The organism is Nonomuraea sp. NPDC050783, assembly GCF_040802095.1.
GTDB lineage: Bacteria > Actinomycetota > Actinomycetes > Streptosporangiales > Streptosporangiaceae > Nonomuraea.
In genome coordinates this window covers 709,002-721,505 of the sequence record NZ_JBFAHK010000002.1, presented here as the reverse complement: position 1 = coordinate 721,505, position 12,504 = coordinate 709,002, and the positions used below count along the sequence as shown (strand labels likewise).

General features: G+C 76.3%; 11 protein-coding genes. 4 read left to right on the top strand and 7 right to left on the bottom strand.

Features of this window, described 5'->3' with window-relative positions; all coding sequences use genetic code 11:
• Together AB0H75_RS08145 and AB0H75_RS08140 are read right to left on the bottom strand one after the other, a co-directional pair.
• Positions 1–1,517: HAMP domain-containing protein (locus AB0H75_RS08145; RefSeq protein ID WP_367792321.1), on the bottom strand; the 1,517-nt coding region annotated here is incomplete at its 3' end.
• A gap of 231 nt (positions 1,518–1,748) precedes the next feature.
• Complete coding sequence (locus tag AB0H75_RS08140) at positions 1,749–2,639, bottom strand: PhzF family phenazine biosynthesis protein (RefSeq protein ID WP_367792318.1); 891 nt, start codon at positions 2,637–2,639, stop codon at positions 1,749–1,751.
• 142 nt (positions 2,640–2,781) lie between these two features.
• Between AB0H75_RS08140 and AB0H75_RS08135 the strand changes: the two genes are divergently transcribed.
• The 3 genes from AB0H75_RS08135 to AB0H75_RS08125 are packed head-to-tail and all read left to right on the top strand — an operon-like array spanning position 2,782 to position 6,547.
• A complete protein-coding gene (locus AB0H75_RS08135) occupies positions 2,782–3,594 on the top strand; it encodes a carotenoid biosynthesis protein (RefSeq protein WP_367792316.1) in 813 nt (270 codons plus the stop codon).
• Positions 3,582–5,117 carry a phytoene desaturase family protein gene (locus AB0H75_RS08130; RefSeq protein WP_367792313.1) on the top strand — a complete coding sequence of 512 codons (1,536 nt, stop codon included), beginning with the start codon at positions 3,582–3,584 and terminating at the stop codon, positions 5,115–5,117. Before AB0H75_RS08135 ends, AB0H75_RS08130 begins: the two co-directional genes overlap by 13 nt.
• Complete coding sequence (locus AB0H75_RS08125) at positions 5,114–6,547, top strand: glycosyltransferase family 2 protein (protein ID WP_367792310.1); 1,434 nt, start codon at positions 5,114–5,116, stop codon at positions 6,545–6,547. Before AB0H75_RS08130 ends, AB0H75_RS08125 begins: the two co-directional genes overlap by 4 nt.
• Here AB0H75_RS08125 and AB0H75_RS08120 read toward each other — a convergent pair.
• Positions 6,486–7,094, bottom strand: a complete 609-nt coding sequence (locus tag AB0H75_RS08120; RefSeq protein ID WP_367792307.1) for a glycerol-3-phosphate acyltransferase — start codon at positions 7,092–7,094, stop codon at positions 6,486–6,488. The two genes, AB0H75_RS08125 and AB0H75_RS08120, sit on opposite strands and share 62 nt — an antisense overlap.
• Between AB0H75_RS08120 and AB0H75_RS08115 the strand changes: the two genes are divergently transcribed.
• Positions 7,069–7,860: a spheroidene monooxygenase gene (locus AB0H75_RS08115; protein ID WP_367792304.1), complete on the top strand. Its 792-nt coding sequence runs from the start codon at positions 7,069–7,071 to the stop codon at positions 7,858–7,860. The two genes, AB0H75_RS08120 and AB0H75_RS08115, sit on opposite strands and share 26 nt — an antisense overlap.
• 11 nt (positions 7,861–7,871) lie before the next feature.
• Here the strand turns inward: AB0H75_RS08115 and AB0H75_RS08110 are convergent, their stop codons facing one another.
• The 4 genes from AB0H75_RS08110 to AB0H75_RS08095 are packed head-to-tail and all read right to left on the bottom strand — an operon-like array spanning position 7,872 to position 12,415.
• Entirely contained in the window at positions 7,872–8,960 is a 1,089-nt protein-coding gene (locus tag AB0H75_RS08110) for a phosphate acyltransferase (RefSeq protein WP_367792301.1), read from the bottom strand.
• Positions 8,957–9,856, bottom strand: coding sequence for a phytoene/squalene synthase family protein (locus AB0H75_RS08105; RefSeq protein ID WP_367792298.1), 900 nt, complete (start codon positions 9,854–9,856; stop codon positions 8,957–8,959). The genes AB0H75_RS08110 and AB0H75_RS08105 overlap by 4 nt, the downstream gene beginning before the upstream one ends.
• Before the next feature lie 10 nt (positions 9,857–9,866).
• Positions 9,867–11,348, bottom strand: coding sequence for a phytoene desaturase family protein (crtI, locus tag AB0H75_RS08100; RefSeq protein WP_367792295.1), 1,482 nt, complete (start codon positions 11,346–11,348; stop codon positions 9,867–9,869).
• Entirely contained in the window at positions 11,348–12,415 is a 1,068-nt protein-coding gene (locus AB0H75_RS08095) for a polyprenyl synthetase family protein (RefSeq protein WP_367792292.1), read from the bottom strand. Before AB0H75_RS08095 ends, crtI begins: the two co-directional genes overlap by 1 nt.
• Positions 12,416–12,504: the final 89 nt, after the last annotated feature.

Here is a 12,504-nt window from a genome sequence, read left to right as displayed (position 1 = left end):
TCCACGTCGATCTTGCGGGTCAGATCGCCCCGGGCCACCGCCGTGGTCACCTGCGCGATCGAACGCACCTGGTTGGTCAGGTTGTCGGCCATCGAGTTGACGTTGTCGGTCAGGTTCTTCCAGGTGCCGGCCACGTTCGGCACCCGCGCCTGGCCGCCGAGCTGGCCCTCGGTGCCCACCTCGCGCGCCACCCGGGTCACCTCGTCGGCGAAGGCGCCCAGCGTGTCGACCATCGTGTTGATGGTCTGCGCCAGCGCGGCCACCTCGCCCTTGGCCTCCACCGTGATCTTCTGCGACAGGTCGCCCCGCGCCACCGCCGTGGCCACCTGCGCGATCGAGCGCACCTGGTTGGTCAGGTTGGACGCCATCACGTTGACGTTGTCGGTGAGGTCCTTCCAGGTGCCGGAGACGCCGCGCACGGTGGCCTGGCCGCCGAGGTTGCCCTCGGTGCCGACCTCGCGGGCGACGCGGGTCACCTCGTCGGCGAAGGCCGAGAGCTGGTCGACCATCGTGTTGATGGTCTCCTTCAGCTCCAGGATCTCGCCGCGCGCGTCCACGCGGATCTTCTGCGTCAGGTCGCCCTTGGCGACCGCGGTGGTGACCTCGGCGATGCTGCGGACCTGGGCGGTGAGGTTGTCGGCCATGACGTTGACCGACTCGGTGAGTGCCTTCCAGGTGCCGGAGACGCCCTTGACGTCGGCCTGGCCGCCGAGGCGTCCGTCGGTGCCGACCTCGCGGGCCACGCGGGTCACCTCGTCGGCGAAGGAGGAGAGCTGGTCGACCATCGTGTTGAGGGTGTTCTTCAGCTCCAGGATCTCGCCGCGCGCCGAGACGGTGATGCGCTGTGACAGGTCGCCGCGCGCCACCGCCGTGGCCACCTGCGAGATGTTGCGGACCTGGTCGGTGAGGTTGCCGGCCATGAAGTTGACCGAGTCGGTGAGGTCGCGCCAGGTGCCGGCCACGCCCTTGACGTCGGCCTGGCCGCCGAGCTGGCCCTCGGTGCCGACCTCGCGGGCCACCCGGGTGACCTCGTCGGCGAAGGAGGAGAGCTGGTCGACCATCGTGTTGACGGTGTTCTTCAGCTCCAGGATCTCGCCCCGGGCGTGCACGGTGATCTTCTGTGACAGGTCGCCGCGCGCCACCGCCGTGGTGACCTGGGCGATGGAGCGCACCTGGTCGGTGAGGTTGCCGGCCATCGCGTTGACCGACTCGGTCAGGTCCTTCCAGGTGCCCGAGACCGCCGGCACCTCGGCCTGGCCGCCCAGCCGCCCTTCGGTGCCGACCTCGCGGGCCACCCGGGTGACCTCGGAGGTGAACAGCGACAGCTGGTCCACCATGCCGTTGAAGACCGAGGCGATCTCCCCGAGCAGGCCGTCGGCGTCCTCGGGGAGCCGGGTGCGGAAGTCGCCGTCCCTGACGGCCGTCAGGCCCGCGAGGAGCAGGCGCAGCTCGGACTCGCCGACCTCGGCGCCGGCGCGGGCGGTCGTGCCCGTGCCGGCGGCTGTCGTGTCACTCATGTCCGCCCTCGTCGTCTCGATTCACTGACCAAGCGCGCTTTTGATGACACGACGCGGGCCGACCCAACCCATGATCTCGCCCGTGCGCGATCATCATCGCTTGAACAGGACACACAGGCTTGTCGTCTCCGTGGATCCATAGGTGAGGTTACTAGATCAACCCTACTGATGCGTTCGCATCATTTGCTATCGGGCAATTTGTTCAGGATTGTGATTGTCGCGCCTGGCGGGTCACAGATGCAGCACCCCTTCGGCCACGATTACGCAGGCACCGGCGATCTCCATCGCCGGGCCGTCCGTACGCACGGTGATCAGGCTGGGCCGTCCCAGGGCGTGACCCTGCTCGACGAGCACCGGCTTTCCCGCCCCCGCCCTCCCGTTCTCGATCAGGTAGGCGGCCAGTGGCCCCGCCGCCGTGCCGGTCGCCGGATCCTCCGGGATACCCACCGTCGGATTGAAGAAACGCGCGTACGCCGTCGAGCCCGGCAACGTGGGATCGAGGCTGAAGACGTAGCAGCCCTCCCCGCCCGCGGCCTCCAGCAGCCGGCGCAGGCGCGGCGCGTCCGGCTCGGCCCGGTCCACCGCCGCCCGCCCGGTCACGGGCACCATCAGATGGTCCGCGCCCGTCCCCACCACCTGGACCGGCAGCCCGGCGTCGAGGTCACCGGGCGCCAGCCCGAGGGCCGCCGCCAGGCCGGGAAGGTCGCCGGGCCGCCCCAGGAAGCGCGCCGGCCGCTGCGTCTGCCGGATCGCGGCCGGCCGCCCGTCGGCCATGTCCACGCGCAGCGGCAGCACCTCGTCGCCGACCTCCTGGCTCAGCGTCGCGCCCGCCGGGCCGACCTCCACCCGGCCGGTGGCCACCAGCAGCCACCACGCGCCGAGGGTGTTGTGCCCGGCGCCGTACACCTCGGCGCCGATGGGCGTGAACGAGCGCAGCCGCCGGGTCGCGCCCGGCGCGGACGGCTCCAGCACGAACGTCGTCTCCGACTGGTTGAACTCGCGCGCCACGCGCCGCATCGTCTCCTCCGGCAGGGCGTCCGCGTCCGGCACCACCGCCACCGGATTGCCCGTCAAGGGCTCGTCGGCGAACACGTCCACCCACGCGAAAGGCACCCGCATCATTTCCTGGCTCCCGTCCGGACCGTCGATCGGCAGCAGGCACTCTACAAGGCCCGCCGGCGGGCCGGCCGGGGGCGGAGCACCGGCGGGCGCCCGGGTCCGGCCCGGTGCATCCGATCGGGCGCGGGCGGCCGAAAGACAGGGTGTGGGTGAGACGCGAAGCGTGGGGGTGACGCCGGAGGCGGCGGGCGGGACGGCCCGGGCGGGCGGGGCGGCGCGGGTGGCCGGGCTCGCCGTGGGGCTGGCCGCGCTGGCCGCCGTGGTGGCGTTCCAGGTCATGTCCGGGCTCAGCCCGGAGCCGGTGCGGTTCACCGGGCTCATCGTGGCGGTGCTGGCGGTCAGCGTGATCGGGTTCGCGGCCGCCTCCTGGGGCGCCGGGCGGTCCGTGGCCGGGTTCGGGGCGGCGGTGCTGGCCGGGTACGCGGCCGAGGCGGTCGGCGTGCGCACCGGGTTCCCGTTCGGGGACTACCGCTACACCGACCTGCTGTGGCCGCAGCCCGGCGGCGTGCCGGTCGTGGTGGCGCTGGCGTGGGGCGGCATGGGGCTGGCCGCGTACGCGGTGGCCACCGCGATCGTGCCGGCGCCCGGCCCGGCGCGGGTGGCCGTGGGGGCGCTCGCGCTGACGGCCTGGGACCTCTTCCTCGATCCGCAGATGGTCGGGCTCGGCCTGTGGACGTGGGCCGCGCCGGGCCCGTACCGGGGCATCCCGCTGAGCAACTACGCCGGATGGCTGCTGGTGTCCGCGCTGGTGATGCTGCTGCTGCAACGGATCACGGGCGGCGCGGCGCGACCGGGGCGCGGCCGGGGGCTGGCGGGCGTCTACACCACGATGGCGGTCATGGAGACGGTCGGGTTCGCGGTGGTGTTCCAGCCGCCGGACCCGCTGGTCGCCGTGGCCGGAGGGATCTCGATGGGCGCGTTCGCCGCGCTGGCGTGGAGGCGGCTGTGGCAGAGGTGATCGTGATCGGCGGCGGCGTCGGCGGCATGGCGTGCGCGCTGCTGCTGGCCCGGCGGGGGCACCAGGTGCGGCTGTACGAGCAACTGCCGCGGCTCGGCGGCAAGCTGGCCGAGCACCGGCGCGACGGGTTCACGTTCTCGACGGGCCCTTCGCTGCTCACCATGCCGGAGCTCTTCCGCGAGCTGGGGCTGCGCCGCGAGCTGGTCGAGCCGGCCGAGCTGTGCCGCTACCGGTTCGCCGACGGGAGCGTACTGACCGCGCGGCGCGACCCGGAGCGCATGGCGGCCGAGGTCGAGCGGCTCGCGCCCGGCGAGGGCGCGGCCTGGCGGGCCTTCCACGACTGGGCGCGCGGCTGCCTGGACGCCGCCGGCCGCACCTTCTTCACCGGGCCGCTGAACCGCCCGCCGCGCGCCGCCCGGCCGCGCGACCTGCTGGCCGTGGCGCCCGCGGCCACCCTGGACGGGCTGGCCCGCCGCTACTTCCGCGACCCGCGCCTGCGCCAGTACGTCGGCCGCTACGCCACCTACGCCGGGTCCAGCCCGTACCGGGCGCCGGCCGCGCTGGGCTGCGTGCCCGCGCTGGAGCACGGCCAGGGCGGCTGGTACGTGCCCGGCGGCCTGCCCCGGCTGGCCGAGGACCTGGCGACGCTGCTGAAGGAGGCCGGCGTGCTGGTCCACCTGTCCGCGCCGGTCGAGGCCGTCACCGCGAGCGGCGACCGGGTCACCGGGGTGCGCCTGGCGGGCGGCGGGCACGAGCGGGCCGACGCCGTGGTGGCCGGCGTGGACGCCGCCGCCCTGTACGGCCGCCTGCTGCCGGACCGGCGCCGGTTCCGGCGGCTGGCCAGGCTGGGGCTGTCGTCGTCGGCGTTCCTGCTGATGGCGGGGGTCGAGGGGCGCACGCCGGGGCTGGCGCACCACACGGTGCTGTTCTCCGGCGACTACGAGCGGGAGTTCGCCGACATCTTCGACCGGCGCGAGCCGCCGTCCGACCCGACCGTCTACGTCGGCTGCTCGGCCGTGGACGACCCCGGCCAGGCGCCGGACGGGGCAGAGAACTGGACGATGCTGGTCAACGTGCCCGCCCGCGACCCCGCCCGGTGGCGGATCGGCGTGGACGCCTACCGGGACCTGGTGCTGGAACGGCTCGCCGGCCACGGCCTCGACCTGGCCGGGCGGCTGCGCTTCGTGGACGTGCTCACCCCCGCCGACCTGCGCGACCGGTACGGCGCCTGGGCGGGGGCCATCTACGGCAGCGCCTACCGGGGACGGCTGGCACCGTTCCTGCGGCCGGGCAACCGGGGCCCGCGGCGCGGCCTGTACCTGGTCGGCGGCACCACGCACCCGGGGGGCGGGCTGCCGATGGTGACGCTGGGAGCCCGCATCGTCGCCGGCCTCCTCGCCGAGGACTTCGGCGACGGCCCCGGCGACGGCTTCGGTGACAGTCCTGGGGGTGGCTCCGGTGGCGGTCCCGGCGATGATCCCGGGGGCGGCTCCGGGGGGTCACGCGCGGGGGTCGTCCGATGAGGGCCCGGCTGCTCACGGCGGCCCAGGCCGTGGCCGGTGCGGTCGTCCTCACCCGGCTGGCCCGCGGCCGGCACCGCCTGCCTCCGCTACGGGCCACGCCGGAGGACGGAAGTCCGCTGCGGGCCGCGTTGGAGGACGGAGGTCCGCTGCGGGCCACGCCGGAGGACCGGGCCCGCGCGTCTGCGGGCGGCGGCGGGCGGATCTCCGTCGTGGTGCCGGCGCGGGACGAGGCGGCCAGGATCGGGCCGTGCCTGCGGGCGGCGCTCAAGGACCCGGCCGTCGCCGAGGTCGTCGTCGTGGACGACGGCTCCACGGACGACACCGCGGCCGTGGCCGCCGCGCTCGGCGCGACCGTCGTGACCGGCGAGCCGCTGCCGCCGGGATGGGTCGGCAAGCAGTGGGCGCTGCGGCAGGGCGTGGCCGCCGCCCGGGGCGACATCGTGGTGACGCTGGACGCCGACACGCGCCCCGAGCCCGGCCTGTTCACCGCACTGGCCCGCGCCCTGAACGGCCACCCCGGCAACGGCGATGACCATCTCCACGGCCACCACGACCACGACCACGGTCACGGCCACGACCACGACCACGACCACGGCCACGGTCGCGGCGCCGGTTACGGCCACGATCACGGCCACGATCACGGCCACGGTCGCGGCGCCGGTTACGACCTGGTGAGCGCCGCGCCCCGTTTCGCCTGTGACGGCGCGCTCGAACAGGCCCTGCACGCCTCGATGCTGGCCACCCTGGTCTACCGGTACGGCCCCGTCGGCCCGGCCGTCCCGCCCCCGCCCCACCGCACCCTCGCCAACGGCCAGTGCCTGGCCTTCCGCCGGGCCGCGATGATCGAGATCGACGGGTTCGCAGCGGTACGCGGGAACATGACCGACGACGTGGCCCTCGCCCGCTTCCTGGCCGGGCGCGGCTGGCGGGTCGGCTTCCTCGACGGCGGCGCGCTGCTGGAGGTCGACATGCACGACTCGACGGCCGAGCTGTGGCGCGAGTGGGGCCGGTCGCTGCCGCTGCGGGACGTCACCGGCGCGGGCCGGCTGACCGCCGACCTGGCCGTGGTGTGGCTGACGGCGGCGCTGCCGGTGCTCCGCCTGGCCGCCGGCCGCCCCACCGGGCTGGACGCGGCGCTGCTCGGCGTACGCCTGCTGCTGACCGGCGCCCTGCGCGGCAGCTACAGCCGGCCGGGCTTCGGGCTGCTGCTGTCCCCGCTGCTGGACCCGGCCGCCGCCGCCCGCCTCACCCAGGCGACGCTCCGCCCGGTACGCCGGTGGCGCGGCCGCACCTACCACCCGGCGCAACCACCGCCCGGCCCCGGGACGCCGCCCGGCCCCGGGACGCCGTTCAGCGCCGGGACGCCGCTCAGCCCCGGGAAGCCTCCGTCCGCGACGACAGGGCGGCCTGCCCAAACCGGAGCCCGATGAGACACATCAGCGCCCCCGTCCCCGCCACCAGCTCGACCGGCGCGAACAGCAGTTGCAGCGCGGGCACGGCGAACACCCCCGCCCGCGCCCCCGCCGCGAACGACCGCGTCACCAGGGCCACGGCCACCAGCACCACCACGGCCAGCCCGAACGCGGGCGGGCAGACGACCGCCGCCCCGCCCGCGAAGGCCAGGACGGACCGCCCGCCCCTGAACCCGGCGAACACCGGCCAGGCGTGCCCCGCCATCGCCGCCGCCACCGCCACGTACACCGGCACCACGCTGTCGCCCGCCACCACGCCGGGAGCGCTCATGTGCCCGCCGCCGGCCAGCAGCCCGGCCAGCCCGGCGAGCGTGCCCTTCAGCGTGTCACCGGCGAACACCGGCACGGCCGCCCGCCAGCCGAGCCGCTCCTTGACGTTCCAGAAGCCGGGATTGCGGTCGCCCACCGCGCGCGGGTCGAACCCGTGGCCGCGCGCCAGCAGCACCGCGACCGGGATCGACCCCAGCAGGTAGCCGACGATGACCGACACCAGCACTGCACCCATAGCCTCGTTCCACCTCATCCGGTACGGCTCCGCGGACGCCATGCGTCACATGGCCTTCGACCGCCCGCTGCTGCGGCGCACCGGCGGGCTCACGTTCTGGCGGCTGCTCGGGACCGGGCGCGGCCGGTCGATGTCGCTCGGCGCGGACCTGCGCCGCTGGGCGCTGTTCGCGGTCTGGCGCGGGGAGGACGACCTGGAGGCGTTCCTGGGCGGGTCTCCGATCGCGGCGCGGTGGCGGGCGGAGGCGAGCGAGCACTGGCAGGTCCGCCTCGCCCCCGTGACCGCGCGCGGCACCTGGGGCGGACGCTCCCCCTTCGACCCGCCAGGGGAGAACGGCGAGGGCCCCCGTCCCGCACGGCCGGGCGGTGGCGAGGAGCTTCGGCGCGTGCGGCCCGGAGACGGCGAAGGTTCCTGTCCCTCGCGGCCGGGCGGTGGCGGGCCGGTCGCGGTGCTCACCCGGGCCTCGATCAGGGCGCGGCGGCTGGCGGCCTTCTACCGGTCGGTGCCGGCCGTGGACCGGCTGCTGGCCCGGCAGGACGGCTGCCTGGCCTCGGTCGGGATCGGCGAGTGGCCGCTGGCCCGGCAGGCGACGTTCTCCCTGTGGCGGGACGCGGCGGCGGTGCGCCGCTTCGCCTACGGCGACGACGCGCACCGGCGGGTGGTGGCGCGGGTACGGGCGGACGGCTGGTACAGCGAGGAGCTGTTCGCCCGGTTCGTCCCGTACGGCAGCGAGGGCACGTGGGACGGGGCCGACCCCCTGGTGTGACCCCCGGCCCCTCACCCCGGCCCCGCCCCCGCCCGAGCGGCCCCCGCGCCGGCCCCGGCACCCGCACCGGCACCCGCGTCCGCATCGACACCCGTACCGGCACCGGCACCCGCACCCGCACCGGCACCCGCACCGGCACCGGCACCGGCACCGGCACCGGCCAGAGCGTGGGCGACCACGCAGGCCCGGGTGACGGTGGCGGCGGTCGAGGAGCCGTGGGCGACGACCACCGTGCCACGCAGCCCCAGCAGCGCGGCCCCGCCGTGGGTCTGCGGGTCGTAGCGGCGGGCCACCCGCGCCAGCTCGCCCGGCTCGGCGATGCCCGCCCGCGCCACCATGGCGAGCGCGGTGCGTACGCAGCCCTCGACGTTCTTCAGCACGACGTTGCCGGTGAAGCCGTCGGTGACGATGACGTCCACGGCGCCGGACAGCACGTCGTGACCCTCGATGTTGCCGTGGAAGCGCACCGGAAGCCGCCGCAGCAGCTCCTCGGCCCGCCGCGCCAGCCGGTTGCCCTTGCCGGGCTCGGAGCCGATCGACAGCAGCCCGGCCACGGGGTCGGGCACGTCCAGCACGGCGCGGGCGTACCCGGCGCCGAGCAGCGCGAACTGGGCCATCATCTCCGGCGTCGGGTCGGCCGTCGCGCCCGCGTCCACGAGCACGCTCGCGCCGCCCGCCAGCGTCGGCAGCGCGACCGCGAGCGCGGGCCGCAGGACGCCCCCGGCGCGGCCGACCAGCCGCACGGCCTGGGCGACCACCGCGCCGGTCGGGCCCGCCGACACGAAGGCCGCGCCCTCCCCCCGCCCGATCAGGCCGCAGCCCACGGCGAGGCTGGAGCCGGGCAGGCTCGGGCCGCTCGCGCCCCGCTCGGCCATCGGGACCACGTCGGGGGCGTGCGCGACGGGCAGCTCGCCGAGGGCGTCGTGGCGGGCCAGCTCGCGGGCCAGCTCCGGCTCGCGGCCGACCAGGACGACGGGCACCCCGTGCGCCCGCCACGCGGCCACCGCCCCGGCCACCGTCTCGGCGGGCCCGTGGTCCCCGCCCATGGCGTCCAGCACCACGGCCCCGCGCCACTCCCCGTCCGGGCTCGGGCTCGTCATGGCAGCTCCACGCGGACGCGGCGCTCGACGCGGCCGGCCTCGGCGGAGGCCAGCAGGTGGCGGGCGAAGGCGGCGGCCTTGCGGCGGCGCGGCACCCGTACCCGCTGCTCCAGCACCGCGAACCCGCCGCGCTCGATCTCGACGAGGATCCCGCCGTACAGCTCGACGGCGGCCCGCACGCACGGCCGCGACGAGGCCACCAGCAGGTCGATGCCCGGCACGGCGGCCCGGTAGTGCTCGCGGGCCCGCCCGGCCTCGAAGGCCAGCAGCTCGCGCACGGCCCGCCCGGTACGCGGCCGTCCCAGGTCGGCGGGCTGGACGCCGAACCTGGCCAGGTCCTCCGCCGGCAGGTAGACCCGCCCGCGGGCGTGGTCCTCGGCCACGTCGCGCAGGAAGTTGGTGAGCTGGAAGGCCAGGCCGAGCTGGCGGGCCGGCTCGCGGGCGGCCTCCTCCTCGCCGGGCAACGCCTCCAGCACCGGCAGCATCATGGTGCCGATGACCGCCGCCGAGCCCTCCATGTAGCCGAGCAGGTCGTCGTAGGTGGCGTACCCGGTGACCGACAGGTCGGCGCGCATCGAGGCGAGGAAGGCGTCCACGTCGCGGCGCGCGACCCCGAACGAGCGCACGGTGTGCAGGAACGCGGGCAGCACCGGATCGGCGACGGGCTCGCCCGCCAGCCCGCGCGCGGTCCGCACGCACAGGTCATCGAGCGCCAGCCCGCGGTCGGCGGTCATGGTGAAGGAGTCGACGATCTCGTCGGCGTAGCGGGCGAACCCGTACAGGGCGTGGACGTGCCGGCGTTTCCACGCGGGCAGCAGCAGCGTGGCCAGGTAGTAGGAGCGGCCGTAGCGGGCGTGCAGGCGGCGGCAGCGTTCGTAGCTCGCGGTGAGAGTCAACGGGTCTCCTTCACGAGGTGAGGATGCGTTCGGCGGCGAGCCGGCCGGAGATGAGCACCGGGGGCACCCCGACGCCCGGCGCGGTGTGCATGCCGGCGAAGTGCAGCCCCGGCACGCGCCTGGCGACGCCGGACGGTCGCAGCCACGCCGTCTGCGTGAAGCGGTGGTCGAGCGCGAACGGGGTGCCCGCGGTGTGCCCGAGCGCGGCCCAGGCCGGCGGGTCGAGCACCAGCCGGGGCGCGCGGGACAGGTCGCCGTAGCCGAGCGCGGCCAGGCGGCCGAGCAGGCGCTCCTCCAGCCGGGGACGGAGCCGCGCCCAGTCGGCGGCCTCCAGGTTGGGCGCGGGCTCCAGGACGCTGAGCGTGGCGTGGCCGGGCGGCGCGGCGTCCCGGTCGCCCGCCGGCCGGGTGACGAGCAGGCTCGGGTCGGGCTGCGGCCGGCCCGCCTCCAGGGCGGCGAACGTCTCCCGCCAGTCCCGCCCGAAGTGCAGGGTGTGGTGCGCCTGCCCCGCCGGCGGCCGGCCCGCGCCGGGGTTCGAGCCGGGGTCCAGGCCGAGGTGCAGGACCAGGCAGGAGGGCGAGTGGCGGGGACGGCGCAGCCGCCAGTCGGCGGCCCGGGCGGGCAGCAGCCGGCGCGCCGCGAACCGGTCGCAGGCGACGACCACGTGCGCGGCGGGCAGGCGCTCGCCGTCCTCCAGCAGGACGCCGGTGACGCCGTCGTGGCCGGTCTGGACCCGGCGGGCCGGCACGCCGTACCGGATGGGCGCGCCCAGCTTCTCCAGCAGGGCGGCCAGCGCGGACGGGATGGCGTGCATGCCGCCGCGCTCCGGGAAGTACACGCCGCCGACGGTGTCCATGTGCGCGACGACGGCGTAGATGCCGAGGGCGCGCTGCGGGGACAGGCCGACGTACAGGGACTGGAAGGTGTGCGCCTTGATCAGCCGCTCGTCGGTGAGGTGGCGGGCGGCGAGCCGGTCCAGGCGGCGGAAGCCGCCCAGCGCCGCCAGCCTGGCCAGCGCGAGCGGGCGGACGAGCGCGCCGAGCCGGGTCATGTCCGCGTCGATGAACGCGGGCCACTCCGCCGCGAACAGCCTGCCGAGCAGCCGCCGGTACCGCAGGTAGCGGGCGGCCTCGGCGGGTCCGCACAGCTCCCGCACCCGTTCGGCCATCGCCTCGCCGTCGGGGGTGACGTCCAGGTGGGAGCCGTCGTGGAAGGCCAGGCGGTAGGCCGGTTCGAGGCGGCGCAGCGGCAGCCAGTCGCGCAGTTCCTCCCCCGCCGCGCCGAAGGTGTCGGCGAGCACGCCGGGCATGGTCAGCACGGACGGCCCGGTGTCGAACCGGTACGGGCCGAGCCGGGCGGTCCCGCAACATCCGCCCGGCTCGTCCCGCGCCTCGACGACGGTCACCTCCCGCCCGGCCGCCGCCAGCCGCACGGCGGCGGCCAGCCCGGCCAGCCCGGCGCCGATCACCACCGTGGGGCCGTGCCGGGACATCAGCGGCTCCTGTCGGTGGCCAGGACGGACAGCTCGGTGAGCGCCCGGCGGGCGTCGCCGGGCAGGCCGGGCACCTGGCCGAGGGCCGCGACGGCCTGCCCGGCCAGGTCCGCGATGCGCCGCTCGGCCGCCTCCAGCGCGCCGCAGGAGACGATCAGCTCCCGGGCGGCGGCGGCCTCCTCCTCGGTGGCGACGGCGTCCAGGAGCGCGGCGCCGGGCGGGCCGCAGCGCTCCCTGGCGCGGGCGACCAGGTGGTTCGGCTTGCCCGCGAGCAGGTCGCCGGCGGGCTTGCCGGTGCGGTCCGGGTCGCCGAAGACGCCGAGGACGTCGTCGCGGAGCTGGAACGCCTCGCCCAGCGGCAGCGCGTACGCGCTCAGCGCCCGCCGCGCCTCCCGGTCGCCGCCCGCCACCGCGTGCCCGAGGTGCAGGGGGCGCTCGACGGTGTACTTGGCCGACTTGTAGAGCGCGATCGTGCGGGTCCGGGCGACGTCCGCGCCGCCCGCCGCCGTGGCGGCCAGGTCGAGCTGCTGGCCGGCGGTGACCTCCACGCGCAGCCGGGTGAGGACGTCGAGCGCGTCGGCCAGGTTCGGCCCGGCGCCGAGCAGCGCGGCGTCGGCCCAGGCCAGGGCCAGGAGGGCGAGCAGGGTCGTCTGCGACTCGCCGTAGCGGGCGGCGGCGCCGCGCAGGCCCGCCCGCCGGTGCTCGGCGGCCAGCGCGACGTGCGCCGCCGGGCGGCCCCGGCGTTCGGGGGCCTCGTCCATGACGTCGTCCAGCAGCAGCGCCGCGACGTGCACCAGCTCGACGGCGCAAGCGGCGCCCAGCACCGGCTCCAGGTGCTCGCTCGCGCCGCCGGCCGCCCGGTGCCCCCAGTACACGAACGCGGGCCGCAGCCGCTTGCCGCCGTCGCGGGCGAACTCGGCCAGGTGGCGGCGTACCAGCTCGACCCCCGGCGCGCCCAGGAAGCCCAGCCGGGCCAGCTCCTCGTCGAGCAGGTCGCCCAGTCGCCGGTCGACCAGGCCGTGCACCTGGTCGGTCAGCGTGCCGGTCTGAGAGGTCACGGTTGTCATGCGTCCTGTCTCCTTGTCGGTATATAGGTCTTCGCGAAGGCATCCCCCGCCGGTTGCATCCGGTGGTCGGCGGATCGCGAAAGGATGGT